The organism is Paracoccus amoyensis (genome assembly GCF_014490725.1).
Classification (GTDB): domain Bacteria; phylum Pseudomonadota; class Alphaproteobacteria; order Rhodobacterales; family Rhodobacteraceae; genus Paracoccus; species Paracoccus amoyensis.
Genome location: NZ_JACOQL010000002.1, coordinates 1 through 25,744, shown reverse-complemented (window position 1 = coordinate 25,744; position 25,744 = coordinate 1). Strand labels below are relative to the sequence as shown.

Annotated in this window: 24 protein-coding genes; 12 read left to right on the top strand and 12 right to left on the bottom strand. The window is 60.4% G+C overall.

The genetic code is table 11. From position 1 onward, the window contains the following. Positions 1-111: 111 nt before the first annotated feature. The 4 genes from leuS to H4P12_RS04960 are packed head-to-tail and all read left to right on the top strand — an operon-like array spanning position 112 to position 5,345. A complete protein-coding gene (gene leuS / locus H4P12_RS04975; RefSeq protein ID WP_187792525.1) occupies positions 112-2,652 on the top strand; it encodes a leucine--tRNA ligase in 2,541 nt (846 codons plus the stop codon). Further along, positions 2,639-3,133, top strand: a complete 495-nt coding sequence (lptE, locus tag H4P12_RS04970; protein ID WP_187792524.1) for an LPS assembly lipoprotein LptE — start codon at positions 2,639-2,641, stop codon at positions 3,131-3,133. The genes leuS and lptE overlap by 14 nt, the downstream gene beginning before the upstream one ends. Beyond that, positions 3,130-4,158 (top strand): DNA polymerase III subunit delta, encoded by a 1,029-nt coding sequence (gene holA / locus H4P12_RS04965; RefSeq protein WP_187792523.1) that lies wholly within the window; start codon positions 3,130-3,132, stop codon positions 4,156-4,158. The genes lptE and holA overlap by 4 nt, the downstream gene beginning before the upstream one ends. Next, positions 4,155-5,345 (top strand): BaiN/RdsA family NAD(P)/FAD-dependent oxidoreductase, encoded by a 1,191-nt coding sequence (locus H4P12_RS04960; protein WP_281390393.1) that lies wholly within the window; start codon positions 4,155-4,157, stop codon positions 5,343-5,345. The genes holA and H4P12_RS04960 overlap by 4 nt, the downstream gene beginning before the upstream one ends. Before the next feature lie 3 nt (positions 5,346-5,348). On the opposite strand, the gene H4P12_RS04955 is transcribed toward H4P12_RS04960, so the two are convergent. The 5 genes from H4P12_RS04955 to glpD form a co-directional block, all read right to left on the bottom strand. Further along, complete coding sequence (locus H4P12_RS04955; RefSeq protein WP_187792522.1) at positions 5,349-5,936, bottom strand: glutathione S-transferase family protein; 588 nt, start codon at positions 5,934-5,936, stop codon at positions 5,349-5,351. Positions 5,937-6,000: 64 nt separating this feature from the next. Then, positions 6,001-6,426 (bottom strand): PaaI family thioesterase, encoded by a 426-nt coding sequence (locus tag H4P12_RS04950; RefSeq protein WP_187792521.1) that lies wholly within the window; start codon positions 6,424-6,426, stop codon positions 6,001-6,003. Between the two features lie 60 nt (positions 6,427-6,486). Further along, complete coding sequence (locus H4P12_RS04945; protein WP_187792520.1) at positions 6,487-7,068, bottom strand: transglycosylase SLT domain-containing protein; 582 nt, start codon at positions 7,066-7,068, stop codon at positions 6,487-6,489. A 71-nt stretch (positions 7,069-7,139) separates the two neighbouring features. Then, positions 7,140-8,615 carry a glycerol kinase GlpK gene (gene glpK / locus H4P12_RS04940; protein WP_187792519.1) on the bottom strand — a complete coding sequence of 492 codons (1,476 nt, stop codon included), beginning with the start codon at positions 8,613-8,615 and terminating at the stop codon, positions 7,140-7,142. Positions 8,616-8,631: 16 nt separating this feature from the next. Next, positions 8,632-10,197, bottom strand: coding sequence for a glycerol-3-phosphate dehydrogenase (gene glpD, locus H4P12_RS04935; protein ID WP_187792518.1), 1,566 nt, complete (start codon positions 10,195-10,197; stop codon positions 8,632-8,634). A gap of 124 nt (positions 10,198-10,321) precedes the next feature. Here glpD and H4P12_RS04930 point away from each other — a divergent pair, with 124 nt between their 5' ends. Then, positions 10,322-11,083: a DeoR family transcriptional regulator gene (locus H4P12_RS04930; RefSeq protein ID WP_187792517.1), complete on the top strand. Its 762-nt coding sequence runs from the start codon at positions 10,322-10,324 to the stop codon at positions 11,081-11,083. On the opposite strand, the gene H4P12_RS04925 is transcribed toward H4P12_RS04930, so the two are convergent. Further along, the gene (locus H4P12_RS04925; RefSeq protein WP_187792516.1) at positions 11,080-11,424 is read right to left on the bottom strand and encodes a LysR family transcriptional regulator; all 345 of its coding nucleotides are present in this window, start codon (positions 11,422-11,424) and stop codon (positions 11,080-11,082) included. The genes H4P12_RS04930 and H4P12_RS04925 overlap by 4 nt on opposite strands. Before the next feature lie 171 nt (positions 11,425-11,595). Here H4P12_RS04925 and H4P12_RS04920 point away from each other — a divergent pair, with 171 nt between their 5' ends. Both H4P12_RS04920 and H4P12_RS04915 read left to right on the top strand, forming a co-directional pair. Continuing rightward, on the top strand, positions 11,596-12,777 hold the full coding sequence (locus H4P12_RS04920) for an acetyl-CoA C-acyltransferase family protein (RefSeq protein WP_187792515.1): 1,182 nt from the start codon (positions 11,596-11,598) through the stop codon (positions 12,775-12,777). Between the two features lie 130 nt (positions 12,778-12,907). Continuing rightward, the gene (locus H4P12_RS04915; RefSeq protein ID WP_223115718.1) at positions 12,908-14,719 is read left to right on the top strand and encodes an L-lactate permease; all 1,812 of its coding nucleotides are present in this window, start codon (positions 12,908-12,910) and stop codon (positions 14,717-14,719) included. Between the two features lie 326 nt (positions 14,720-15,045). Here H4P12_RS04915 and H4P12_RS04910 read toward each other — a convergent pair whose 3' ends face one another. The 5 genes from H4P12_RS04910 to H4P12_RS04890 form a co-directional block, all read right to left on the bottom strand. Further along, positions 15,046-15,648, bottom strand: a complete 603-nt coding sequence (locus H4P12_RS04910) for a VUT family protein (protein WP_187792513.1) — start codon at positions 15,646-15,648, stop codon at positions 15,046-15,048. Between the two features lie 102 nt (positions 15,649-15,750). Then, on the bottom strand, positions 15,751-16,599 hold the full coding sequence (locus tag H4P12_RS04905; RefSeq protein WP_246448944.1) for an esterase-like activity of phytase family protein: 849 nt from the start codon (positions 16,597-16,599) through the stop codon (positions 15,751-15,753). A gap of 23 nt (positions 16,600-16,622) precedes the next feature. After that, positions 16,623-17,486, bottom strand: coding sequence for a penicillin-insensitive murein endopeptidase (gene mepA, locus H4P12_RS04900; protein WP_187792512.1), 864 nt, complete (start codon positions 17,484-17,486; stop codon positions 16,623-16,625). Next, a complete protein-coding gene (locus H4P12_RS04895) occupies positions 17,483-18,859 on the bottom strand; it encodes an MFS transporter (protein ID WP_187792511.1) in 1,377 nt (458 codons plus the stop codon). Before H4P12_RS04895 ends, mepA begins: the two co-directional genes overlap by 4 nt. Before the next feature lie 43 nt (positions 18,860-18,902). Further along, a complete protein-coding gene (locus tag H4P12_RS04890) occupies positions 18,903-19,463 on the bottom strand; it encodes an acyl-CoA thioesterase (protein ID WP_187792510.1) in 561 nt (186 codons plus the stop codon). 135 nt (positions 19,464-19,598) lie between these two features. On the opposite strand from H4P12_RS04890, the gene H4P12_RS04885 reads away from it, so the two are divergent. Together H4P12_RS04885 and recQ are read left to right on the top strand one after the other, a co-directional pair. Continuing rightward, on the top strand, positions 19,599-19,892 hold the full coding sequence (locus tag H4P12_RS04885; protein WP_187793304.1) for a YggT family protein: 294 nt from the start codon (positions 19,599-19,601) through the stop codon (positions 19,890-19,892). Further along, entirely contained in the window at positions 19,892-21,925 is a 2,034-nt protein-coding gene (gene recQ, locus H4P12_RS04880; protein ID WP_187792509.1) for a DNA helicase RecQ, read from the top strand. The genes H4P12_RS04885 and recQ overlap by 1 nt, the downstream gene beginning before the upstream one ends. Here recQ and H4P12_RS04875 read toward each other — a convergent pair. Continuing rightward, complete coding sequence (locus H4P12_RS04875; RefSeq protein WP_187792508.1) at positions 21,922-22,347, bottom strand: RrF2 family transcriptional regulator; 426 nt, start codon at positions 22,345-22,347, stop codon at positions 21,922-21,924. The two genes, recQ and H4P12_RS04875, sit on opposite strands and share 4 nt — an antisense overlap. A gap of 185 nt (positions 22,348-22,532) precedes the next feature. Here H4P12_RS04875 and hmpA point away from each other — a divergent pair, with 185 nt between their 5' ends. The 3 genes from hmpA (at position 22,533) to msrQ (ending at position 25,439) form a co-directional block, all read left to right on the top strand. Then, a complete protein-coding gene (gene hmpA / locus H4P12_RS04870; protein WP_187792507.1) occupies positions 22,533-23,723 on the top strand; it encodes an NO-inducible flavohemoprotein in 1,191 nt (396 codons plus the stop codon). Positions 23,724-23,895: 172 nt separating this feature from the next. Then, on the top strand, positions 23,896-24,792 hold the full coding sequence (msrP, locus tag H4P12_RS04865; RefSeq protein ID WP_187792506.1) for a protein-methionine-sulfoxide reductase catalytic subunit MsrP: 897 nt from the start codon (positions 23,896-23,898) through the stop codon (positions 24,790-24,792). Beyond that, complete coding sequence (gene msrQ / locus H4P12_RS04860; RefSeq protein WP_187792505.1) at positions 24,792-25,439, top strand: protein-methionine-sulfoxide reductase heme-binding subunit MsrQ; 648 nt, start codon at positions 24,792-24,794, stop codon at positions 25,437-25,439. Before msrP ends, msrQ begins: the two co-directional genes overlap by 1 nt. The last annotated feature ends 305 nt before the right edge of the window (positions 25,440-25,744 follow it).

Genomic DNA, 25,744 nt, shown 5'->3' with positions numbered 1-25,744 from the left:
CGCGCCGGATAACATGGGGGGCGGGCATTTTCTGACAATGCCCCCCGCCTCTGGACCCGCCATGCGCTGCCGTATACACCCACGGCCAACACATGATGCCCGAGGTCCGATATGCCCTATGATCCCGCCAAAGCCGAAGCCCATTGGCAAAATGCCTGGGCCGAAGCCGGCAGCTTTACCGCCACGCGTGATGCCCGCCCGAAATATTATGTGCTTGAGATGTTTCCCTATCCCTCGGGTCGCATCCATATGGGCCACGTCCGCAACTATGCGATGGGCGATGTGGTGGCGCGGTTCAAACGGGCGCAGGGCTATTCGGTGTTGCATCCGATGGGGTGGGATGCCTTCGGGATGCCCGCCGAGAACGCGGCCATGGAAAATGGCGGCCACCCGCGTGACTGGACCTATGCCAATATCGCCACCATGCGCGGTCAGCTGAAGCCGCTGGGCCTGTCGATCGACTGGTCCCGCGAATTCGCCACTTGCGATGATGACTATGTGGCCCAGCAGCAGGCGCTGTTTCTGGACATGCTGGATGCCGGCCTGATCACCCGGAAATCGGCGCAGGTGAACTGGGATCCGGTCGATATGACCGTGCTTGCGAATGAGCAGGTGATCGATGGCAAGGGCTGGCGTTCGGGTGCCGCGGTTGAACGCAAGGAACTGACGCAGTGGTTCTTCCGCATCTCGGATTATTCAGATGAGTTGCTGTCGGCCTTGGACGGGTTAAACGGCTGGCCAGAGAAGGTCCGCCTCATGCAAGCCAACTGGATTGGCAAATCACGGGGGTTGCAATTCCGCTTTGCCACAGTGAATGCGCCTGCGGGCTTTGACCAGATCGAGGTTTACACCACCCGCCCCGACACGCTGCTGGGGGCAAGCTTTGTCGCGCTGTCGCCCGACCATCCGCTGATCAGGCAACTGGCCGAATCGACGCCCGAGATCGCCGCATTTGTCGAGGAATGCCACCGTATCGGCACGACCGAAGAGGCGATCGAAACCGCGCCCAAAATGGGCTTTGACACCGGCCTGACCGTGCGCCACCCGTTGGACCCCGATTGGCAGCTGCCGATCTGGATCGCCAATTTCGTGCTGATGGAATACGGAACGGGCGCGATTTTCGGATCGCCTGCGCATGACGAACGGGACCACGAGTTCGCCGCCAAATACGACCTGCCGATTCTGGCGACCTTTGGTGAACAGGGAATGGACCTTGCTGCGGCGGATGCGCTGGTGGCCAAGGCTCCTTATGTTCCGGCCAAGACCGAGGTCGTGTCCTATGTGCGCGGTTTCGCGGGCGACAGCGACCAAACCGGCGATGCGGCTGTGCCCGCCGCGATTGCCGTGGCCGAACAGCAAGGCTGGGGCGAAGGTGTCACCAAGTTCCGCCTGCGTGACTGGGGCATTTCGCGCCAGCGGTATTGGGGCTGCCCGATCCCGGTTCTGCATTGCGAAAAATGCGGCACGGTGCCCGAATCGAAACAGAACCTGCCCGTCGTCCTGCCGCTGGATGTCAGCTTTGACGTGCCGGGCAATCCGCTGGATCGCCACCCGACATGGCGTCAGGCGACCTGTCCGAACTGCGGCGGCCCGGCGCTGCGTGAAACCGATACGATGGACACATTCGTCGATTCGTCGTGGTATTACGCACGCTTTACCAGCCCGCATGCCGCGACCCCGACCGACCGCGCGGATGCCGATTACTGGATGAATGTGGACCAGTATATCGGTGGGATCGAACATGCGATTCTGCACCTGCTGTATTCGCGTTTCTTCGCCCGCGCGATGGTCGCGACCGATCATCTGCCCGAAACCGCGCGCGAACCGTTCAATGCGCTGTTCACCCAGGGCATGGTGACGCATGAGATCTATATGACCCGCGATGCGCGGGGGCGACCGGTTTATCACCTGCCCGAGGATGTGACCGACGGAAAGCTGGCCGATGGAACCCCGGTCGAGGTGATCCCCTCGGCCAAGATGTCGAAGTCGAAGAAAAACGTGGTCGATCCGGTCGATATCGTCGCCAATTTCGGTGCTGATACCGCCCGCTGGTTCATGCTGTCCGACAGCCCGCCCGAACGGGACGTGGAATGGACCGCCGCCGGGGCCGAGGCTGCGAACAAGTTTCTGTCGCGCGTCTGGCGTCTGGCGGATGAAGCGCCGGCGGATGGCGGCGACGATGCCGACCTGACCCGCACCGCGCATCGTGCGATTGCAGATGTGACCAAGGCGATCGAGGGCTTTGCCTTCAACAAGGCGGTCGCAAAGCTTTACGAACTGGCCAATGCCATCGGGAAATCCAAGGCGGGCGGCGAAACCCGCAAGGAAGCGCTGCGCATCCTGGCGCAGCTGATGGCGCCGATGGTGCCGCATCTGGCCGAGGATGTCTGGGCAATGGCCGGTGGCGCTGGTCTGGTCGTCGATGCGGCATGGCCCAAGGCTGATTCGGCGATGCTGGAAGATGATGTCGTGGTCCTGCCGATCCAGATCAATGGCAAACGCCGGGCGGAAATCAGCGTGGCCAAGGACATGTCGAAAGAAGACATCGAATCGCTGGTTTTGGCCGATGAAACCGTGCAGCGTTTCCTGGAAGGCGCGGCACCGAAAAAGCTGATCGTCGTGCCGGGAAGGATCGTGAATGTCGTTGCCTGATCGCCTGACCCGCCGCGCCGCCCTGTTTGGGGCGCTGGCGCTGTCCGCCTGTGGGATGACGCCGGTCTATGGTCCCGGCGGCGGCGGCGGCAAACTGTTTGGTAAGGTGCGGCCCCGCGATCCGAAGACGTTTCAGGATTTCGCGTTCAATCAGCGCCTGGCGGAACGCCTTGGCCCTGACAATGCCTCGCAATACGATCTGGAGTATCAGATCAATGTCGGCGTCGTGCCGCAAGCCATCACCCCGGACGAGGTGACGACCCGCTATTCGCTGAATGGGACGGCGGATTTCGCGTTGAAGGATTCGGCGGGCCGTGTGCTGACGCGTGGGCGGGTCAGCAGCTTTACGTCCTATTCGACCACGGGGACCACCATCAGCACCCTGTCGGCCGAGGGTGATGCGCGTCGCCGTCTGGCCTTTATGCTGGCCGATCAGGTGGTGACGCGTCTGTTGGCTGCGGCGTCGCAGTTGCCGGAATGATCCTGAAGGGCGGAGAGATCGCTCGCTATCTGGCGCGGCCCGATCCGTCACGCCCGGCCTTGCTGATCTACGGTCAGGATGCGATGCGCGTTGCCCTGAAACGGGCCGAGGCGGTGAAATCACTGGTTGGCGACGGCGCAGAAGAGGAAATGCGCCTGACCCGCATGCCCGGCGCAGGCCTGCGCAAGGATGCCGCCCAACTGCTGGATGCGGTCAAGGAGATCGGCTTTTTTCCCGGCCCTCGCGTGGTGCTGGTCGAAGATACGCCCGATAACGCAGCCGAAGCTGTTGGTGTGGCGTTGGCTGAATGGCAACCGGGCGATGCGGTGATCGTTGTCACGGCTGGCGTGCTGACGAAATCATCCGCGCTGCGCAAGTTGTTCGAGGCGCATAAGGATGCGGTGACCGCCCCGATCTATGACGATCCTCCGGGGGAAGAAGAAGTGGGTCGTTGGCTGGCGGATGCCGGGCTGAAACAGGTGCCCCCTGCCGCGATGCGGGAAATGATGGTGCTGGCCCGTGCGCTGGACCCCGGCGATCTGCGCCAGACCATCGAAAAGATCGGCCTGTATAAATACAACGACGCCGAGCCGCTGACGGTCGAGGAAGTCGCCCTGATGACCCCGGCGACGATCGAGGCTGATCTGGACGAACTGATCCATATCGTTGCCGAAGGCCGTCATGCTGAATTCGGTCAGCTGATGCGCCGGATCGAAGGGCAGGGAACAACGCCGGTCTCGCTGTGCATTGCCGCGCTGCGCCATTTCCGCGCCCTGCATCTGGCCGCCGCCGATCCCGCCGGTCCGGGCACGGCCTTGTCACGGATGCGCCCCCCGGTCTTTGGGCCACGTCGCGACCGGATGGCGCGGCAGGCGCAAAGCTGGGGCGTTGCGCCACTGGAGGACGCTGTGCGCACGCTGCTGGACACGGACCTTGCCCTTCGCAGTTCGACCCGCGCGCCGCAGATGGCCATGGTCGAACGCGCCCTGATCCGTCTGGCGATGACGCCGCGAGGGCGACGTTGACCCCTGAACCGTCTGGCAAGGTCCGGGCGCTGGTCATTGGTGCCGGTCCGGCGGGGCTGATGGCCGCCGAAGAGTTGACCAAGGCAGGGCATCAGGTGATGATCGCCGAGGCGATGCCGACACCGGCGCGGAAATTCCTGATGGCTGGAAAGTCGGGGTTGAACCTGACCAAGGCCGAATCCCCCGCAGCGTTTTTCAGCAAATTCCGCGGACCGGATGCGCCCGATTTCGGGCAGATGGACTTTGGCCCGGACGATGTGGTGCGATGGGCAGAAAATCTGGGGCAACCCATGTTCACCGGATCGACAGGGCGGGTTTTCCCAACGGGCATGAAAGCCTCGCCCCTGTTGCGGGCATGGCTGGCGCGGTTGATCGAATCGGGGGCAGGGTTGCGGACACGCTGGCGTTGGGTGGGACTTGCCGGCGGATTTCACTTCGCGACGCCGGATGGTGACGCGATGCTGCAGCCCGATGTGACGGTGCTGGCACTTGGCGGCGCAAGCTGGCCAGGATTGGGATCAGACGCAGCCTGGGTGCCAACCTTGCAGCAAGCGGGGGTAAGCATCGCACCTTTCAGGCCCGCCAATATGGGGTTCCACGTCGCTTGGTCCGCGCCGATGAAAAAGGTAGTCGGGCAGGCGGTGAAGGGGGTCGCGATCCATGCAGGCAATCTGATCGGCCGCGGGGAATGGGTGATTTCACAAGCCGGCATCGAAGGCGGAGGGATCTATGAACTGGCCGCAGCGATTCGCGATGGCATGCCTGCGACGGTCGATCTGGCGCCCGATGTCGATCACGTCAGTCTGGCCGCACGATTTGCCCGGCCAAAGGGCAAGCTGTCCTTGGGCAATTGGTTGCGTCGGGTGCTGGGCGATCCGGTGAAGGTCGCGTTGCTGTTGGAATGGGGGCAGCCACTGCCCGACGACCCGGCAGGTTGGGCGGCGCGGACCAAGGCATTACCCCTGCAACATGCGGGGCCGATGCCGATTGACCGCGCGATATCCTCGGCGGGGGGAATCGCATGGTCGGCGGTCACGCCAGAGTTAGAGCTGCGCGCCCTGCCAAATGTGTTTGTCGCTGGCGAAATGTTGGATTGGGAGGCGCCGACGGGGGGATATCTGCTGACCGGTTGCATCGCACTTGGGCGTCATGCCGGGCGGGCCGCCGCGCGACGTCTGGCGGAATAGCCGTCAGCTTGCGGTCGCGCGTTGAAATGCGGGGCGGTCGCGCATGCGTTGCAGGAAATCCGACAATCGCGGCTCTATCACCGGGAATTTCGCAGTCAGCGCCCATGTCAGACAATGGGCCAGAATGATATCCGGCACCGTCATCTGATCGCCCGTGACAAAATCACCTTCGCCCATGCGATGGACCAGCTGCTTCTGGCTTTTCTCGAATTCCCACCGAAGGGTGTTCTTGATGGCCGACAAGCGCATTTCTTCGGGCAGGATGAAGCTGTGGCGCGCCGCCAACCATAGCGCCGCATCGAATTCATCCAGCAAAAATTGGGTCAGGCTGTCCTGCCGCGCGCGTTCAAGCGTGCCTGCCGGATAAGTCATGTGGCCATGGCGGTCGGCCAGATAGGTCAGGATCGCCGTCGAATCGGTGATGGGGGTGCCATCGTGGATCAACACCGGCACTTTGCCCGCCGGATTGAACTGCACCACGCTGTCACTTTGCGGAGTGGCCGGGACATGCTGATAAGGCTGGCCCAATTCCTCCAGCATCCAGATCACGCGCATGGTGCGGCTTTGGATCGGGCCGATTACGGTATACATGGAACCTCATCTGTCTGCCCGTGCCGGGGCGGGTCGGGCAAGTATGAAGAGCCTGTTCGGGTTGTCAATTTGGGCCGGTTCCGTCCTTCCAATCCAGGATCATCTGGGTTTGGGTCACGATCGCCGCCACCTTGCCATCGCCGCGGGTGACTGTGGTCTGCCAGACCTGGATGGTTTTGCCCAGATGCAGCGGCTCACAGGTTGCACGTGCCACATCGCCAATGCGGATCGGGCGCATGAAATTGGTCTTGCTTTCCAGCGTGGTGGTGCTGCGACCTTCCGGCAGGTTCAGAAAAGTCGCGGTGCCGCCGGCATTGTCGGCCAATCCCATGATCGCGCCGCCATGCAGAACGCCGTTGCGATTGGCCAGAACCGGCGTCACCGGCATGTCGAAAATGACACGCTCGGGCGTCGCTTCCACGACGGTCGCGCCGATATGCAGCGCAAATTCCGGCTGCGCTTCCGCCACGCGCTGCAATCTTTCGTCCATGATGGCTTCCCTTGCTGGTGCGGCCATTTCAACCGACAGCGCCTGCAAGGGCAAGGGGTGTCAGCGGCGACCGCAGCTTGCCAGTTGCGATCGGTACATCGCGGCGCGTTGGCCGACATTGGCGGCAACGCGGATCAGCCATGGTTTGCTGCGATACGACTGACGCGCAAAGCCCGAGCGTCCTTCGTGATAGGCCAGATATTGCGAGGTGGCATCCCATTTGGAAATGCCAAGCCTTTGGTTTGAACCGTGCATATACCACCCCATGAAATCGGTCGCATCCCGAATATCCGTGCGCTTTGCACTGCGATTGCCGGTTTCTTTCCGATATTCATCCCAGGTGCCGTCCAGCGCCTGCGAATAGCCATAGGCGCTGCTTTGACGACCAATCGGGATGACGCCAAGCGCGTATTGATGCGGCGTGCGGGCGTCGCCCACGAATTTCGATTCCTGATGAATCGACGCCATCTGCACGTGGATCGGGATGCCCCATTTGCGTTCGGTTGCCTGCATGGCGCGCCGATAGGCCGGACGCTCGGCCAGGATGGCGCATGCATTATCCAGATTGCGCGGAGCCTTGTAGTCGCCGCCTCCGCAAGAGGCGACAAGCCCGACAATCGCGAGTTTCAGAAGCCTGTTCATTCTGCCCTCTTCTTATTTTTCCGTCGATCTTACGGAATTTTGACAAAGGGTGAAATCACAAAGGCGGAAGGTCAGGCAGATAGGACGGCCTGCACCGCACGTTTCCAAGCGGAATACCGCTTGTCGCGTTGGTCTTCTTTCATCTTTGGCTTGAACCGGCGGTCCAGTTTCCATGCTTTTGCATATTCGTCCGGGGCGGGGCAAAGGCCCGCGCGATACCCGGCAAGCCATGCGGCACCCTGTGCGGTGGTTTCGGTATTCTTCGGACGATCCACCGATGCGCCAAGAATATCGGCCAGGAATTGCATGGCCGGTTCGCTTGCGGTCATGCCGCCATCGACGCGCAGCACAGCCGCATCCGCGTCGTTCCAATCTGCATGCATCGCCTCTAGCAGGTCGCGGGTCTGAAAACCGACGCTTTCCAGCGCCGCACGGGCAAATTCGGCAGGGCCGGTGTTGCGGGTCAGGCCAAAGATCGCGCCGCGTGCCTCGGGTGCCCAATAGGGGGCGCCAAGGCCGGTAAAGGCCGGGACCATGATGACGTTCTGGCTGTCATCCGCGTTGACAAACAGATCCTGAGTTTCCGACGCTTCTTTGATCAGCTTCAACCCGTCGCGCAGCCATTGCACGACCGCGCCAGCAATAAAGATGCTGCCTTCCAGCGCGTAGGTGGGCTTGCCGTCAAGCTGATAGGCGACCGTGGTCAGCAGCCGGTTTTGTGACCTGACGGCCTTGTCACCGGTATTGAGCAACGCAAAGCAGCCGGTGCCATAGGTCGATTTCAGCATGCCGGGTTCGAAACAGGCCTGACCGACTGTCGCCGCCTGTTGATCGCCCGCAACCCCAAGAATAGGGATCGCAGCCCCCAGCAGATCGGCGCTGGTCGTGCCGAAATCATCGGCGCTGTTGCGGATTTCAGGCAGCAATTCGGGCGGCACGCCGAACAGCTTCAGCATATCCTTGGACCATTCGCCCTTGTGGATGTCGTAAAGCATGGTGCGGCTGGCATTTGTCGCATCGGTCACATGCGATTTGGCGCCCGTCAGGTGCCAGATCAAGAAGCTGTCGATGGTGCCAAAGGCCAGTTCGCCCTTGCTGGCACGTTCGCGCGCGCCGTCCACGTTATCCAGCAGCCATGCAATCTTGGTGGCGCTGAAATAGGGGTCCAGCAGCAGGCCCGTCGTGTCCGTGACCTGATCTTCCACCCCATCGTCGCGCAACTTTCGGCACAGGTCCGAGGTGCGCCGATCCTGCCAGACGATCGCGCGATGGATCGGTTTGCCAGTCTTGCGATCCCAGATGACCACGGTTTCACGTTGATTGGTGATGCCAATGGCGTCGATTTTGTCGGCCTTGGCGTGTTTGATCGCCTGTTGCGCGGTTTCCAGACTGGTTTTCCAGATCTCGTTCGGGTCGTGCTCTACCCAACCCGATTGCGGGAAATGCTGTTTGAATTCCGCCTGCGCGGTGCCCTTAACCTGCAAATCGTCGCTGAAAACAATGGCGCGGGACGATGTTGTCCCCTGATCCATGGCAAGAATGGTCATTTCGCTTTCCTCCCCCTCAAGACTGCGCGATGCAAGCGGCCTCATGTTGTTGTGCCATCCAATTGTCGAGGGCTGCAATCTGTTCAGCGGACAGCCGCAGACCCAGCTTGCTGCGCCGCCACACGACATCCGCCGCGCGGCGGGCAAATTCGTGCATCATCAGCCAACGCGCCTCGGCCTCGGTCAAGGTTGCGCCGAAATCCTGGCCAAGGTCGGCGGGACTGGTCGCCGTGCCAAGGATGTTGCGCGCATCAGTGCCATAGGCGCGGATCAGGCGGGTTGCCCAAACGGAGCCAAGGAACGGATAATCCCGTTCCAGCCCGTCGATTTGCGCGCCCACATCGCCCACCGGGAAATCGCCGCCGGGCAGGGGCACGCCGGCCGTCCATGATCTGCCCGCCTGCGGAAAATACCGCTCCAACTTTTCCAGCGCATGTTCGGACAGGCGGCGATAGGTGGTGATCTTGCCGCCAAAGACATTCAGGCAGGGGGGTCCGTTTTCGTCCAGCGTCAGCACATATTCGCGCGTGGCTGCCGTGGCCGAGGATGCGCCATCGTCATAGAGCGGACGCACGCCGGAATAGCTCCACACGATCTGATCCGGCGTCACGGGCGTTGCGAAATATTCGGATGCGAAGCGGCACAGATATTCCGCCTCGGCCGGGCTGCATTCGGCGTCCAGCGGGTTGCCCTGAAAATCATTGTCGGTCGTGCCGATCAGGGTGAAATCACGCTCGTAGGGAATCGCAAAAATGATGCGGCCATCGCTGCCCTGAAAGAAATAGGCCTTGTCGTGGTCATACAGTCTCGGCGTCACGATATGGCTACCACGCACCAGACGCACCGATTCCCTGCTGTCCAGATGCACGACATCATGAATGACTTTGCCGGCCCAGGGACCGGCGGCATTTACCAGGGCGCGTGCCTTGAAGACGCGGCCATCGGCAAGGGTGATGGCCCACAGATCACCGTCGCGGCGGGCGCTTTCGACCGGGGCGTCAACCATGATATCTGCCCCGCGCTGTGCGGCGTCACGGGCGTTCAGCGCGACCAGACGGGCGTCATCCACCCAGCAATCGCTGTATTCATACGCTTTTTCCAGCCCGCCTTTCAGCGGTGCGCCTTCTGGTGTTCCCTTCAGCGACAGGCTGGTGGTGCCGGGCAGGATATCCCGACCACCCAGATTGTCATAAAGAAACAGCCCGGCGCGGATCAGGAAATTCGGCCGATGGCCCTTGTTCCATGGCATCAGCATGCCGACGATGCGCGACACCGGGGTGCTGGATTCGAAGGTCATTTTCGGATCCAGTGGCAGCACGAACCGCATCGGCTTGCTGATATGAGGCATCGCACGCAGAAGGGTTTCCCGTTCTTTCAGCGCCTCGCGGACCAGCCGGATTTCCAGATATTCCAGATAGCGCAGACCACCGTGGAACAGCTTGGTCGATTTCGAACTGGTCGCCTGGGCCAGATCGCCCATTTCTGCCAGACGAACCGAAAGGCCGCGACCGACCGCATCACGTGCGATTCCACATCCGTTTACACCGCCGCCGATGATGAACAGGTCTGTTACTTCGGTCATCGCGCTTCCATTATGCTATAAGCCAAGAGATGGGCGTTATTCTATCGTATTATTTCGTTTATGTGCGAAAATGTTCGTATTGGCAAGAAAGCGCGTCGTGTGACGTCAAAAAGGGAGGGATGTTGTGGCTTTGAATATTCGGCAGATGGAGATTTTGGACATCGCCCGCGCCTCGGGGCGGGTGGGCGTGGAGGAATTGGCCGAGCGTTTCGACGTGACCCTGCAAACGATTCGCCGCGATCTGGGCGAATTGGCAGATCAGGGCGTTCTGGACCGCGTGCATGGCGGCGCGGTGCTGCGCAGTGGTGTCAGCAATATCGGCTATGAACAGCGCCGCCAGATGTATTCCGATGGCAAGGCCGCCATCGCCCGTGCCTGCGCGGCCGAGATCCCCGACAACAGTTCGATCATCCTGAACCTGGGAACCACGACCGAGGCCGTGGCCCGCGAATTGCTGAACCACCGGAACCTGACCGTCATCACCAATAACATGAATGTCGCGAATATTCTGGTGGCGAATGAAAGCTGCGACATCATGGTTGCGGGGGGGGCGTTGCGCCGGACGGATGGCGGTCTTGTCGGCGATCTGACGACCGAATTCATGGCCCAGTTCAAGCCGGATTATGCCATCATCGGCACCTCGGCACTGGATATCGATGGCGATCTGCTGGATTTCGACATGGCCGAAGTGCGCGTCAGCCGCGCCATCGCTGGTCTTGCGCGGCAGACCTTCCTTGTCACCGATATCAGCAAGCTAAGCCGATCGGCACCGGTTCGGATCATTTCGATGGGGCAGTTGGACACGGTCTTTGTGGATCAGCGCCTGCCTGATTCGCTGATGCAGAAATGTGCGGAATGGGGAACGCGGGTCATCGTTGCCGATTAGGCCGGCTTCAGCAGGGCCGACAGGGCAGCCAGCTCGTCGGCACCTTGATCGGCCAACAGATTTTCCAGCGCCTGAAAGCGGCGCATGACCTCTTGCCCCGTTGCGGTAACGGTCGCGCCGCCGCCGCCTTTGCCGCCACGGCTGCTGGCCACCACCGGCGCGGCAAAGGCCGAATTCATCTCTTCGATCAGCGACCATGCGCGCTTATAGCTCATCCCCATTTCGCGCCCCGCAGCCGAGATCGAGCCCAGACGATCGATCAGGGACAGCAGTTGAAGCTTTCCCGGCCCCAGAACCAGAGGCACGTCATATTCCAGTCGCAATTTGATGCGCGGTGTCACGGGCCGGATGCTCCCTTCACGGTTTGCGGGCAGCCCCACATTGGCCGAAATCCTGCGGCGACTGCAATATGACCCGAATTGCAGGCGCGAAACGTGACGAAATTTCACCCCAGACTTGTCGTGCGCCCGTTGCTGGTTATGTTTCCCCAAGATTTGTTCAGGAGGGGAATCATGTCCGATAATGAAATCGTCATTCTGTCCGGCGCACGCACTGCCATTGGCAGCTTTGGGGGCAGCTTGGCCGCCATTCCGCCGATTGACCTTGCTGCGACCGTTACCAAGGCCGCGATCGAGCGTGCGGGCCTGACCCCCGACAAGATCGGACAGGTGGTCTTTGGCCATGTCCTGAATACCGAACCGCGTGACATGTATCTTAGCCGCGTGGCGATGCTGGACGCAGGTGTTCCACACACAACGCCTGCGATGAACGTGAACCGTCTTTGCGGTTCAGGCGTGCAGGCGATCGTGTCGGCGGTGCAGGCGCTGGCACTGGGCGACGCCGATTTCGCCGTCGCCGGCGGTGCCGAAAGCATGAGCCGTGCGCCCTATACCGTTCCTTCGGCCCGTTTTGGAGCGAAAATGGGCGATCAGAAGCTGGTCGATATGATGACCGGCGCGCTGACCTGCCCGATGGGCACGGGTCATATGGGCGTGACGGCGGAAAACGTGTCTGCGGAACACGACATCAGCCGTGAAGCGCAGGACGAATTTGCACTGGAATCGCAAAAGCGCGCCGCAGCGGCGATTGCGGCGGGCTATTTCAAGGATCAGATCGTCCCGGTCGAGGTCAAGACCCGCAAGGGCGTGGTGGCCTTCGACACGGACGAACATCCCAAGGAAACCAGCCTTGAAAAGCTGGCCGCCCTGAAAACCGTGTTCCAAAAGGACGGCACCGTGACCGCCGGAAACGCCAGCGGCATTAACGATGGGGCAGCGGCAATTGTGCTGGCCCGCGCCGATGCTGGAAAGGCCGCCGGTCTGACGCCGCGTGCGCGTATCCTTGGCTATGCCGTTGCTGGCGTGCGCCCCGAGGTCATGGGCATCGGTCCGGTCCCGGCGGTTCAGGCCCTGCTGAAGAAAACCGGCCTGAAGGTCGAGGATTTCGACGTGATCGAATCCAACGAGGCCTTTGCAGCACAGGCATTGGCGGTATCAAAGGAACTGGGTCTTGATCCGGCCAAGGTGAACCCGAATGGCGGTGCCGTAGCACTTGGTCACCCGGTCGGCGCGACCGGCGCGATCATCACCGTGAAGGCGCTTTATGAGCTCGAACGGACCGGGGGAAAGAAAGCCCTGATCACCATGTGCATCGGCGGCGGTCAGGGAATCGCGCTGGCCATCGAGCGCATCTGACGACAGTTTGCACCGATTCAAAAGCCCGGTCTCCATGTGGAGGCCGGGCTTTTTGTGACCAGCGCGTCGTCGCCGAAGTTTGGCGGTTAGATTTTATAACCAATTTTTCCTTGACCCATGGTCCGTCAGCATGCCTTCCTGTTGCACAATTAATGGGAGGGGAATGATGTTCTTTGCAGCCTTACTGCCCGTGCTGGCAGTGTTTGTTCTGCTTGTTGTCATGCGACGTTCAGCAAAACTGTCCATGTCAGCAGCTTATGTGATTACAGTTTTATTGGCGTTGTTGTTGTGGAACGCGCCTTTCGCCAAGGTGGCGGGGGCAACCGTGAATGGCCTGGTGACGGCGGTGACCCTGCTTTACATCGTCTTTGGGGCCATTCTGCTGCTATATACCGTGCAGGAATCGGGTGCGATCCGCGCCATCCGTCGCGGCTTTACGGATATCTCGCCCGACCGACGCATTCAGGCCATCATCATCGCGTGGATGTTCGGTTCGATGATCGAGGGGGCATCGGGATTTGGCACACCCGCTGCTGTCGCCGCACCGTTGTTGGTCGCGATCGGATTTCCCGCGATGGCTGCGGTCATGGTCACGCTGATTATCCAATCCACGCCGGTATCTTTTGGCGCGGTGGGCACGCCGATGTTGGTGGGGATCAAAACCGGCCTGTCAAACAGCCCCGAGGTCGCCAGCGCAATCGATCCCGCGACGGTGGATCAATATGTGCCCATCGTCGCCGCGAATGTGGCGATGGTTCATGCGCTGATCGGTTTTCTGATCCCGCTGATGATGGTGGGCATGATGACCCGTTTCTTCGGCGCCAGCCGCAGCTTTGCCGAAGGCTTCCGGGCGTGGAAATTTGCGCTGTTTGCCGGCGTCGTCTTTACCCTGCCTTATTGGCTGGTCGCCAAGTTCCTTGGCCCGGAATTCCCGTCACTGATCGGGGGGCTGCTGGGCCTGATGATCGTGATCCCTGCGGCACGGGCCGGGTGGTTCATGCCAAAGGACAGCTTTGATTTTCCGCCACGCACCCAATGGGGTGACGACTGGCAGGGCACCGTGGATGCGGATGCCGCTGAGGCAGAGATCGCCCCGCACGGGCACGCGGCGCGTCGCGAGATTTCACTGCTGACAGCATGGTCGCCCTATGTCATCGTTGCTGTCCTGTTGGTGCTGACACGGACGATTGCACCGCTGAAGGCGTGGTTGACGGGGCCTTCGACGACCTTGTCAGCGCAGAACCTGTTCGGGTCCGGGATCAATGCCTCGGCCCAGTTCCTGTATTCGCCCGGCACGATCATGATCATTGCTTCGCTGATCTCGGTCGCGCTGTTTCGGATGCGCGGATCGGATTACGGCAAGGCCTGGGCAATTTCAGGCAAGACCATGATGGCCGCTGCACCAGCATTGCTGCTGGCTGTGCCGATGGTGCAGGTGTTCATCAATTCGGGATCCGAAGGGATGGCATCAATGCCGATCACGCTGGCCGAGGGGATGGCGGGCGCAACCGGGCATGCATGGCCATTGTTCGCGCCGCTGGTGGGCGCGTTGGGCGCGTTCATCGCCGGATCGAACACTGTGTCGAACATGATGTTTTCATTGTTCCAGTTCTCGACCGCGCAGGGCATCGGGCTTGATCTGTTTGGCGTGACGATTGTTGTGGCCTTGCAGGCAGTCGGTGGCGCGGCGGGGAACATGATCTGTGTCCATAACGTCGTTGCCGCATCCGCGACCGTTGGTCTGACCGACAAGGAAGGTGATCTGATCCGCAAGACGCTGATCCCGATGGCCTATTACGTCGTGCAGGCCGGGCTGATCGGAATGGGCTTGATCCATGGCGGATTGTGGTGGGTCGCCGCTGCGATCTGGGCGCTGGCGGTGGTTGCTGCGATGCGCGTCAATCGCGCAGGCACGCACAGTCAGGTTGCGACCAGTAGATAAGCCAAGAAGATCTTCAGAGACGAAAAAGGGCGGCTTGCAGGCCGCCCTTTTTCGTTTGCCACATATTCCCCGGATATCGGTTGGGCGAATATGAAAACGAGCCGTCCAGATAAGACGGCTCGCGAGTTCCACGGAGATGGTCCGGTTAGGGATGGAAAAATCCGTCCGGTCCCAATCAGAGCTTACAACCCAAAGGTTTGCCTCTAGGTCACGGCCCCCCTGACTGTTCCGACACCTCTCTCCACTATCACTCTCGACACTGGACCACCTCCTTTCAAAAAGTTGCCGTTATAAGGAAATGGTGACACAGATTGCCTGTGTGTCAATCAGTTTTCTACGCGACGGCTCAACAAATTGCGTACAAGGATACGGAAGGGCACAAGGGCAAGTAGCGCCAGACATAGTTTGACCATCCAATCAGCAGTTGCCAAAGAAACCCACAACGGGGTGATCGGACCATAGCCAAGCAGCGAAACAGCCTCATTCGCCCAGCCGGTATTGGCATCATGGGGAAGCGCGGCAGAGAAGGCGATGCCAAAGAAAAGCGCCGTATCGAGCGCCGACCCGATCAGCGATGACATCAAAGGCGCTTTCCACCACGCGCCGTTGCGAAGCGCGTCGAAAATGGCGATGTCCAGCATCTGCGCGACGATAAAGGCTGTCCCCGAGGCGATGGCGATGCGCAAGGTGGTCTTGTCAAAGCCGGCCGCGATCAGCGAGCAGACAACGCCCACCGCAAAACCCGCCAGCACGACCCGGCGTGCGGACGCGGCACCATAAACGCGGTTCATCACATCGGTGACAAGAAAGGCAAAGGGATAGGTGAATGCACCCCAGGTCAGCCAGTCGCCAAGGACGAACTGAACAAGGATGTTGGATGCCACCACAATGGCGGCCATGGCAAGGATGCCGGGCAGAAAGCGGGTCATTGATGATTTCCGTTTTACAAGGTCGCGGAACAACTCGGTCCCGCCACATGCGGAACAATGCGCGCATATGACGACCGGACCTGCCCTGTCAACAACAGCCTGTCAGTCGCGCAGGCGGTATTCGACCAGCTCTGTCCGTTGCAGGATCAGGAAATTGTCGTCCGACACCAGTGTGATCCGGATGCCCTGATCGTCCTGCCAGACGGCAATTCCTTCCAGATTGTCATATTGCATCTGGCCGGTTTCCAGCAGGATCTGTTCGTTTTGCGGGCCGTCATCGGTGATCTGCATGCGTCGCACCCGCGCGGTAAAGCCCAGAATGCCCTTGAAGTCGCGTTCCAGCAGATACAGCCAGCCATCCGGCCCGAAATCCGCGCCGACCGGCAACCAGCGCGGATCGCGGCGAATTTCGCCTGCCGTGCCCCATTGTTCATCCCGGAACGTCAGGATCGGAAAGGGGCGATGTTCACCGCCCGAGCGTTCGGGGATCGCAAAGATCGTTCCGTCATCGCGGATCGCCAAAGCCTCCAGACCGGCGTTTACCTTCATTCCGGGCAGTTCGGGTGGGCGGGGATGCGTGGTTGCCGCCGCCTCGGGGTGGTCATAGCTGATGAGGCGGTCCAGGCCCTCGAAACTGACCCAGATTGTGCCGTCCTGGGCCACGGCAAGCCCTTCGCTATCGCCCAGATAGCCGGGTTTCAACGGCACGCCGTGGCTGTTTCGCAGATGGGCGCGTCCTTCGATATCGGCAGCAAGGATACGACCATCGGCGTCACGCTGAAAATTGCCCCAATACAGATGGGCGCGATCACTGACGGTGTAGAAGGTCTGGCCGTCCTGACCGACCTCGATTCCCGAAAAGCCGCCAAAGCTGTCGGCGCTGTCACGCCAGACGAAGGTGCCGACATGCTCCATTGTAGCGGCCGGTGCAGGGGCACCGGCCGCAATCATGACGACAGACAGAATTGCAGGTCTCAGGGCGCCGAAGCGACATTGGTGCATTGGGAAGGCAGTTCGCTAAGTCTGTAGGTGCGTGGATGGCGATAGTTCGGATCGGGCGGGGTCGGTTTGACCCGGCTGGGATTGATCCGGTTCTGAATCCATTCCGCCGCCTCGGCACAGCCGTCGCCCGGTGGTGGCGCGTCCTGCTGACGGCAGATCGAGCCGCGCGGGCAGGTCAGGCGGACATGGAAGTGATAGTCGTGATCGTTCAGCGGGCGCACCTTGCGTAGCCAGTTGCGATTGCCTCTTTCCATCTGGCACATCGCAACCTTGACCACCGGATCGACGAAGATGCGTTCGACGCGCGGATCGCGGGCGGCGGCCCGCATGATCGACATATGGCTGGGCGTCCAGTTACCCGACAGGCCAGTGCCACGGCCATCCACCACCGAAACCGACGACAGGCTTTCGCGTTGGCCGGGTGACAGCGACAGGCTGGGCGGCGGCAGCATCCAGATATCGGCATCCAGCCCCATCTGATGGCTGGCATGGCCCGATACCATGGGGCCGCCGCGGGGCTGGCTCATATCGCCGACATACAGCCCGCGCCAACCGGCCTGCTGGGCGGCCTGCGACAGGCCGACCAGAAAGCTGACCAGTTCCGGGTGGCCCCAGTTGCGGTTACGCGACAGGCGCATGGCCTGCCAGCTTGGGCCGGTTTCGGGAAGTTGGGCGAAGCCCTGACCGCAGCCCTGCGAATAAAAGCCAATCGACACCGCCGCTCCTTGCGATGCGCTGCGGAATGAGCCGAATACATCTTTCGCCAGCGGGTCCGCCATGGCCGGCAGTGCCAGCCCGACGACAAGCGCGGCGGTGGTCAATATCTTGCGGATCACAGCTCTGCCTCATTTTCTTGTTCTGGTTTTACCCAGACTAGCAGAATCAGCCCCAGAAGAAATAACAAGATTAGCGGAGAAACTCCGATGCGCTGATTTCCTGTCATGGCGGTGGCAACGGCGATCAGAAGCGGTGCAAGAAAGGCCGTGGCCTTGCCGGAAAGCGCATAAAGGCCAAAGGCTTGCGTCGCGCGGGCGGGCGTCGTGTGATGCACCATCATTGTGCGGCTGGCTGCTTGTAACGCGCCACCCGCGCCACCGATCAGTGCACCACAGACGAAAAAGATCACATCGGGCAGGCGCAGATTGCCGATCACGGGGGCGGCTGACAGCGGCATCCCGAACAGGCTGTGGCGATCCATTCCCACAATGACGACGCAGATGGCGGTCAACGTCAGAGTGGCAATGACAATGACGAACTTCGGACCCCATCGACGATCTGCATGGCCGCCCAGCCAACTGATCAGACTGGCGGATACCGCGCTGACGATGCCAAAGATCCCCGCCAGAAACACCGGCCAGCCCAGCACGGTGGCCGCATAGACCCCGCCAAAGCCGTAAAGCCCGTTCAGCGCGTCGCGCGACAGCATGGATGAGGCCAGCCAGCTTGCCAGACTTGGGCGGTGGCGCAGGCTGCGAACCAGCGCCCAAAGGTCACGCATGGCCGGGCCAATTCGGATCGCGCGGCCGGTTCCGCGCGGCTCTCTCACCCACAGAAAGAACGGAATCATGAAGATGACATACCAGATCGCGACGAACGGCCCGACGAAGCGCGTGCCTTCGCGGTGCGCTGGATCAAGGCCAAGCAGCGGGTCGATCCCGATTATGGTCTTGCCGCTGGGCGTTTCCTGAAACAGCATCAGCATGACCAGCAGCGCGATAACTCCGCCCAGATAGCCAAAAGCAAAGCCCGAGCCTGAAACGCGACCGATCTCGTCGCGTGGCGCAAGGCCGGGCAGCAGCGCGTTAGTGAAGATAGCTGCAAATTCGGTCGCGATCAGGCCGATGCCGATCAGCGTGACGGCCCAGATCAGCGGTGGTTGATTTGGCACGATATACCAAAGCCCCGCCGCCCCGATCACATAAAGCGCCGAGAACGCCCAGATCCATGGCATGCGTCGCCCCGATGTATCGGCAACCGCGCCCAGGATCGGGGCCAGAATTGCGATGGCAATGCCTGATATGGACAGTCCGTAACCCCATAGGGTCTGTGCCTGCGCACCGGCCAATGTGATGCTGTCACCGATTTGCAGAAAATGCCGCTGTGCGATTTCTGCAAAATAGACCGAGAATATGAAGGTCATCAGAAGCGTATGAAAAGGCTGGCTTGCCCAATCGAAAAACCACCAGCCCCATATTCTCTTTTGGTTCATCGACCCCCCGCTATCCGGATGCGCACATAAGGCCGCAGGCCGGTCAGCCTGGCAAGTGGGCTTTTGCCTGATCCGGCAATTGGGGCGGCCAGGGGCGCAGGCTTTCTGCCTGGATCCAGGCGCTGACACAATCAGGGAGCGGCGGGCTGGCGCCGTCATAGCCCAATGCCTTGATCACGAGCGCCGGATCAACGATCCCCTTCGAAGACGTAACAGCGGTGCGCAGCAGCATCTGGTTGCAGCATTCGCCTTTTTTCCACATGGTCTGTTCCATGTAGAAAAACCGGTGGTCCCATCCGACCATGCGGGAAAACATGGTGAATTTATCAAACATCTTGATACGGCGGCGATAGCGGGTCGAATTTCCGGCGACCGTGATGCCCCATTTGTTCTTGCGCAAGGCAGGCAGCAGGCCCATCCGCCCGGCCATCGGAATCCGACCCAGATCATACAGAGTCAGCGTGCGGCCGTTGTTCAGCTCGATCCACGGGTCAATGTCCCAGGGCCAGCACCTGTGGGTCGAGACATGAACATCCATCGGTCCCAATGCGGGCGCATTGCGGTATTTCAACATCTCTTTTGCGAACCGGATCAACGGATACATCAAATGCCCCTTTCGTCGCTGTTGCCCTTTGGGTGACTGCGATCAACGCAATCGTCAAGGCGAACGCCACGGTAATTGGTTGCACGCCGCCCTGAGCATGCCCATACAGGGGTGGATTTCTGACAAGAGGGAATGATGGTCACTCTGTACCAAGCGCTGCAACTGATCCTTCAGATTTTGTGGGTCATCATGATCGTCCACATCATCATGTCGTGGCTGATCAATTTTCAGGTGCTGAACCTGCGGCAACCATTGGTGGCGCAGATCTGGGACGGCCTGAACAGGCTGCTAGAGCCGATTTATCGTCCGATCCGCAACATTTTGCCCAATACTGGCGGGCTGGATCTGGCACCGCTGGTGGTCTTTGTCATCATCATCATCCTGCGCAGCGCCCTGGCCAATAACGCGGGCTTCTTCTACGGCGCGTAATGCCCACCGATCTGTTGCGACAGGTCTGGGGATTCGACGGATTCCGCCCCGGACAGCTTGAAATCGTCGAAACCGTCGCGGATGGTCGCGATGTGCTGGCGATCATGCCCACGGGGGGCGGCAAATCGCTGTGCTATCAATTGCCCGCGTTGATGCGGGACGGGGTGACGGTGGTGATTTCCCCCCTGATCGCGTTGATGCGCGATCAGGTGCGGGCGCTGCGCGAAGCGGGCGTTGCGGCGGGCGCATTGACCAGCGGCAATACACAGGACGAAACGGATGCGGTGTTTCAGGCCCTCTCGCAGGGCGAGCTGAAAATGCTGTATATGGCGCCCGAACGGCTGGCATCCGGTGGCACGGTCAATCTGTTGCGCGGCGCGGGCGTTACCGCCATCGCCGTGGACGAGGCGCATTGCGTCAGCCAATGGGGCCATGATTTCCGTCCCGACTACCTGCGCATCGGCGATCTGAAACGCGCGTTGAATGTGCCGCTTGCTGCCTTTACCGCAACCGCCGACGCCGAAACCCGGGCCGAGATTGTCACCCGCCTCTTTGACGGCGCGGAACCCGTCACCTATTTGCGCGGCTTCGATCGCCCGAATATCCGGCTGACCTTTCAGCCCAAGGACAGCCCGCGCAAGCAGTTACTCAGCTTCGTCGCTGCCCGCCGTGGGCAATCCGGCATCGTCTATTGCGCCAGTCGCGCACGGACGGAATCGCTGGCCGATGCGCTGAATGCCGATGGGCACAGCGCCGCTGCCTATCACGCCGGGATGGAGGCCGGGCCGCGCCGCGACGTCGAGGCCCGATTCCAGCGCGAAGACGGCCTCATTGTCGTTGCCACCGTTGCCTTTGGCATGGGGATCGACAAGCCGGATATCCGCTGGGTTCTGCATTCGGACCTGCCGAAATCCATCGAAAGCTATTATCAGGAAATCGGCCGGGCGGGTCGTGATGGCGATCCGGCCGAGACACTGACACTTTATGGCCCCGACGACATTCGTTTCCGCCGGACGCAGATTGACGAAGGTCTGGCCGACGGGCCGCGCAAGGCCGCAGATCATGCGCGGCTGAATGCGCTTCTGGGGCTGGCCGAATCCACCGGCTGTCGCCGTCGCAAGCTGCTGGGCTATTTCGGCGAAGAGCTGGAACAGGATTGTGGCAATTGCGACATTTGCCTCCACCCGCCAAAGCTGTTCGACGCGACCGAGGCTGTTCGCAAGGCGCTGTCTGCGATGCTGCGCACGGGCGAATGGTTCGGCAGCGGCCATCTGATCGACATTCTGACTGGCAATGTCACCGACAAGGTGCGTGATCGCGGGCATGACCAATTGCCGACCTTTGGCGTCGGGCGCGATTATGGCCGCACGCAGTGGCAGGCGATATTCCGGCAGATGATGGGGCTGGATCTGTGTCGGCCCGACCCGGAACGCCATGGCGCGCTGTTTTTGACTGATGCCGCGCATCCGGTTTTGCGGGGCGAAGAAAGCGTCACCCTCCGCCATGATGCGACCCTGCGGGCCAAGGGCGGCAATGTCATCAAGACGCAGGTGGCGGAAGAGGACGAACCGCTGCTGTCGGCGTTGAAGGCCAAGCGTCGGGCGCTGGCAGAAGCTGCGCGGGTGCCGGCCTATGTCATTTTCCCGGACCGCACCTTGATCGAGATGGTTCAGCGCCGCCCGCAGGATATCGACCAGATGGCGCAGGTCAGCGGGGTCGGGGCCAAGAAGCTGGAAAGCTATGGCCGCGAATTTCTGTCCGTGATTGCGGGCGAACAGCCCGATATGCATCCGAAGCGCCGTGCCTTGGCGGGGCGTCCGGCGGGCGAATTGTTTGACCGTTTGGTTGATGCCCAAAATCGACTGATGCGGGGCGAGGACGGGACCGAAAAGCCGCTATCCTGTTCGACCGCGCAGATCAGACGGATTGCCGAAATGCGCCCTGCCGATCGGGGCGCATTGGCGCGGCATATGGATGAACCGCGTCTGGATCGGTTCGGCGATGCATTCCTGAACGAAATCGCGACAGGCTAGGGCGCCAGATCCTCGAACACTTTCGGAGGCAGGGCGATATCTGCCAGCGTATATTCCGACAAGGTGCTCATGAAGGCTGCCCGTGCGCGTTGCAGGGGATGGACCAGGCGACAACTGGACGTAATCCGGCAGGTATTGCCGGGTCGCAGGCATTCGACCAGTCCCATATCCGGTTCGATGTGCATGACGATATCACTGACGATGATCGTCTCGGCAGGTTTGGCAAGACTTAGCCCGCCATTGCGTCCGCGATGGCCTGTCAGAAAGCCGGTGCGCGTCAGCAGATTGACGACCTTCATCACCGTGCCCCGTGATTGGCCATAGGTCGCCACGATATCGTCGATGGTGAACATCCGCTCTTTCGCCGAGGCGGCATAGATCAGGATTCGCAAAGCCAGGTCACTACTGTCTGTCAGCCGCATCACGGGCCTTTATGCTGAGATTTCTTCACCGCTGCCCCCAGAATCATCTGTGGGTCAACCCTTTTGCAACTGACGACGGACAACGTGTCGCAGGCAAAACGCACAAAGCACCGTTGCGATTCCGCGTCGTTCCAATAGATATACATTATATATTTCTTTAGTGAAGCAATGAAAGAGACTTGCCGATGCCGAACGATCTTTCGCCTGACGTTATAGATATCGTTGAAGCAACCGCCCCCGCCGTTGCTGCAAATATCGACCTGATTGTTGCGACCATGTATCGAAACCTGCTGGCAGACCCGGAAATTCGCGTGCTGTTCAACATGGCGCACCAAGAGGGCGTGTCACCACAGCACAAGGCTTTGGCAACCGCCTTGGTTGCCTATGCGACGCATATTCGCAGCCCTATGGTTTTGCAGGCCGGGTTGGAACGGATTGCGCAAAAACATGCGGGCCTTCAAATTCTGCCCGAGCACTATCCCTATGTCGCGGATGCCTTACTGAAGGCAGTCAAAGAGGTCCTGGGCGATGCGGCGACGGATGAGGTGCTGAACGCCTGGGGCGCTGCCTATTGGCATCTGGCAAATATCCTGATCGGCCGCGAAGAAGAGATTTATTCAAGCGCCGAGGAGGCGACCGGCGGCTGGCGCGGCTGGCGGCGCTTTGAAATCGCCGCCAAACAGCCAGAAGCCGAAGGGATCATGTCCTTTACCTTGCGCCCGGTTGACGGCGGCCCCGTGCTGGCCCATCGTCCCGGTCAGTATTTGTCCTTCCGGATCGTCTTGCCCCACGGAGAAGAGGTTCGCCGCAACTACTCTATCTCTTCGGCGCCCAATGACCGGGATTACCGGATCACCGTGAAACGAGAAACGCATGGGCAGGTGTCGGGCTGGCTGCATGATGAGGCCAGTATTGGCACGCAGTTGCAAGTCTCCCCGCCGGCTGGTGATTTCTTCCTTGAGCCTGCCGACAAGCAGCAAGTGGTGCTGTTGTCCGGCGGCGTTGGCCTGACGCCGATGATCTCGATGCTGGAATCGCGCCGTGGCAGCAAATCACCACAAATGGTCTATGTTCATGCGACCCAGAACGGCCGTCAGCACGCCATGCGGGCACAACATGAAAAATCGGCAGATCAGAGCTTTGTTTTCTACGAATCTCCCGCTGCCGAGGACGTCGAAGGACGCGACTATACCGGACGGGGTCGCATCGATCCGAACTGGCTGGCCCAGAATACACGGGCGGATATTGCCGATTATTACATCTGCGGCCCGGAAGGCTTCATGCGTCAGATGATCATTGGGTTGAAGGCTGCGAATGTCAGCCCTGACCGCATCCATTACGAATATTTTGGCCCGGCCAAAGCGGAACTAAACTGATCCCGTTTTTGTTAGTTGTCAGGTTTCAGAGTGCTGGCCCCGTCTCAAAAGGCGGGGCCATTTGGTTTTGGCTGTAATGTAATCGGAACGTGAATCGAATTGTCTAGGGAACCGCGGGGTTTGTGGCATGATGATAGTCGTCCGATCCTGCACGCGCTGACGGAGAATGTTGATGAAACTGAAATGGTCCGATGTCACCCCGAAGGATGTGTGGCTGAATCGCCGTAATTTTCTTGCAGGTGGGGCAGCTTTGACCGCCACTCCGGCGCTTGCTCTGACAGGGCGGCCCTCAGCCCTCTCGACCGATGAAAAGCTGAACACGCTGGAAGAGATCACGAACTATAACAACTTCTATGAGTTCGGGACCGGCAAGACCGATCCGGCGCAGAATGCGGGTGCGCTGACCACAGATCCCTGGTCGGTGGAAATCGGTGGGCTGGTGGATCGTCCGGGCAGCTATGGGGTGGACGATCTGGCCCCCCCGGATGCGCTGGAGGAACGCATCTACCGCCTGCGCTGTGTCGAGGCATGGTCGATGGTGATTCCGTGGATCGGCGTGCCGCTTGCCAGCGTTCTGGAAAAGGTCGGCGTGCAGCCGGGCGCGAAATACGTCGCCTTCCAGACCTTGCTTCGGCCCGAAGAGATGCCGGGACAGAACTATCCCTTTATCCGCTGGCCCTATGTCGAGGGTCTGCGATTGGATGAGGCGATGCATCCGCTGACGATTCTGGCGACGGGACTGTATTCCGATCCGTTGCCCAACCAGAACGGCGCGCCGATCCGCTTGGTCGTGCCGTGGAAATACGGGTTCAAATCGATCAAGTCCGTGGTGCGCATCACCCTGACTGCGGAGCAGCCGCCTTGCAGCTGGCAGCAGTTGCAACCATCGGAATACGGCTTTTATGCGAATGTGAATCCCGAAGTCAGCCATCCCCGCTGGTCGCAGGCCAGCGAACGCAGGATCGGTGCGGGATTGTTTGGCGGCCGGCAAGAAACGTTGATGTTCAACGGCTATGCCGATCAGGTCGCCTCTCTTTATGCTGGCATGGATCTGGCGAAGCATTACTGATGGCCCGCAAGATCAATGATGCTTTGCGGCGCCTGCCGGTCTGGGCAGTCTGGATCGCCGGGCTGATCCCGTTGGCTTTGCTGATCTGGGATACGCTCAATGGTCGTGTCGGTGTCGATCCCGTCGCCGGGATTGAACATCGTCTGGGCCGCACCGCCATCTATTTCCTGATTGGCGGTTTGGCGGTGACCCCGCTGCTGCGCCTCACAGGGATCAGCCTGATGCGATTCCGCCGCGCAATAGGATTGCTGTGCTTTACCTATGCCATGCTGCATGTGTTGGCGTGGATCAGCATGGATATGGGCTTCTTGTGGGCGCAGATGGCCCGGGATGTCGTGAAGCGCCCCTATCTTCTGTTCGGGATGCTGGCTTTTGCGATGCTGATTCCCCTGGCGATCACATCCAACAATCTGTCGATCCGGCGGATGGGCGGGCTTGGGTGGCGGCGCCTGCACAGGCTTGTCTATGCTGCTGCACCGCTGGCCGCGCTGCATTGGATATGGGTCAAGAAGACCCTGCCACTAACCCCGGCGGCGTGGATGGCAGTGATTCTGGTGCTTTTGCTGGTCAGAATCGTTTTCGTCCGGGGTAGACGCAAAAATCGTCTAGATGGTCAAAATAATAAACCAATAAAATCAGTACTTTAAAAAAAGTACGGCATTTTTGTGAAGATTTCTGAATTTCGGGGGTTGCGGTCCCCCGACCTCATCCGTAAATACCGCTTCACCGAAGGCGGGAACGCTGGAAGGGACGGACGGAAGCGGCGCAGAGGTGCTGGGGATGTTCGGAAGACAATTTGGGAATGACTGACCGGGCGGGCGTCGATAGAAGGGCGCCGCATCCGTGATTTTGTTTCCTCTGCTTTTTGACATTGATGATGAATGAAGGGATATGCGGGCGGTTTGGTCGTATTCGACCAAGGTCTTGCATATCGGCTCTCTAGCGCAAGCGA

What these genes read in the sequence shown, in the direction of transcription:
- leuS (WP_187792525.1), top strand. Translation starts at nt 112, where the DNA reads ATGCCCTATGATCCCGCCAAAGCCGAAGCCCATTGGCAAAATGCCTGG.
- msrP (WP_187792506.1), top strand. Translation starts at nt 23,896, where the DNA reads ATGAAACTGAAATGGTCCGATGTCACCCCGAAGGATGTGTGGCTGAAT.
- H4P12_RS04885 (WP_187793304.1), top strand. Translation starts at nt 19,599, where the DNA reads ATGGTCACTCTGTACCAAGCGCTGCAACTGATCCTTCAGATTTTGTGG.
- H4P12_RS04955 (WP_187792522.1), bottom strand. Translation starts at nt 5,936, where the DNA reads ATGTATACCGTAATCGGCCCGATCCAAAGCCGCACCATGCGCGTGATC.
- H4P12_RS04895 (WP_187792511.1), bottom strand. Translation starts at nt 18,859, where the DNA reads ATGAACCAAAAGAGAATATGGGGCTGGTGGTTTTTCGATTGGGCAAGC.
- H4P12_RS04890 (WP_187792510.1), bottom strand. Translation starts at nt 19,463, where the DNA reads ATGTATCCGTTGATCCGGTTCGCAAAAGAGATGTTGAAATACCGCAAT.
- H4P12_RS04910 (WP_187792513.1), bottom strand. Translation starts at nt 15,648, where the DNA reads ATGACCCGCTTTCTGCCCGGCATCCTTGCCATGGCCGCCATTGTGGTG.
- H4P12_RS04950 (WP_187792521.1), bottom strand. Translation starts at nt 6,426, where the DNA reads ATGGACGAAAGATTGCAGCGCGTGGCGGAAGCGCAGCCGGAATTTGCG.
- holA (WP_187792523.1), top strand. Translation starts at nt 3,130, where the DNA reads ATGATCCTGAAGGGCGGAGAGATCGCTCGCTATCTGGCGCGGCCCGAT.
- glpD (WP_187792518.1), bottom strand. Translation starts at nt 10,197, where the DNA reads ATGACCGAAGTAACAGACCTGTTCATCATCGGCGGCGGTGTAAACGGA.
- H4P12_RS04905 (WP_246448944.1), bottom strand. Translation starts at nt 16,599, where the DNA reads ATGATTGCGGCCGGTGCCCCTGCACCGGCCGCTACAATGGAGCATGTC.
- lptE (WP_187792524.1), top strand. Translation starts at nt 2,639, where the DNA reads ATGTCGTTGCCTGATCGCCTGACCCGCCGCGCCGCCCTGTTTGGGGCG.
- H4P12_RS04920 (WP_187792515.1), top strand. Translation starts at nt 11,596, where the DNA reads ATGTCCGATAATGAAATCGTCATTCTGTCCGGCGCACGCACTGCCATT.
- recQ (WP_187792509.1), top strand. Translation starts at nt 19,892, where the DNA reads ATGCCCACCGATCTGTTGCGACAGGTCTGGGGATTCGACGGATTCCGC.
- msrQ (WP_187792505.1), top strand. Translation starts at nt 24,792, where the DNA reads ATGGCCCGCAAGATCAATGATGCTTTGCGGCGCCTGCCGGTCTGGGCA.
- H4P12_RS04875 (WP_187792508.1), bottom strand. Translation starts at nt 22,347, where the DNA reads ATGCGGCTGACAGACAGTAGTGACCTGGCTTTGCGAATCCTGATCTAT.
- hmpA (WP_187792507.1), top strand. Translation starts at nt 22,533, where the DNA reads ATGCCGAACGATCTTTCGCCTGACGTTATAGATATCGTTGAAGCAACC.
- H4P12_RS04915 (WP_223115718.1), top strand. Translation starts at nt 12,908, where the DNA reads ATGCCTTCCTGTTGCACAATTAATGGGAGGGGAATGATGTTCTTTGCA.
- H4P12_RS04945 (WP_187792520.1), bottom strand. Translation starts at nt 7,068, where the DNA reads ATGAACAGGCTTCTGAAACTCGCGATTGTCGGGCTTGTCGCCTCTTGC.
- glpK (WP_187792519.1), bottom strand. Translation starts at nt 8,615, where the DNA reads ATGACCATTCTTGCCATGGATCAGGGGACAACATCGTCCCGCGCCATT.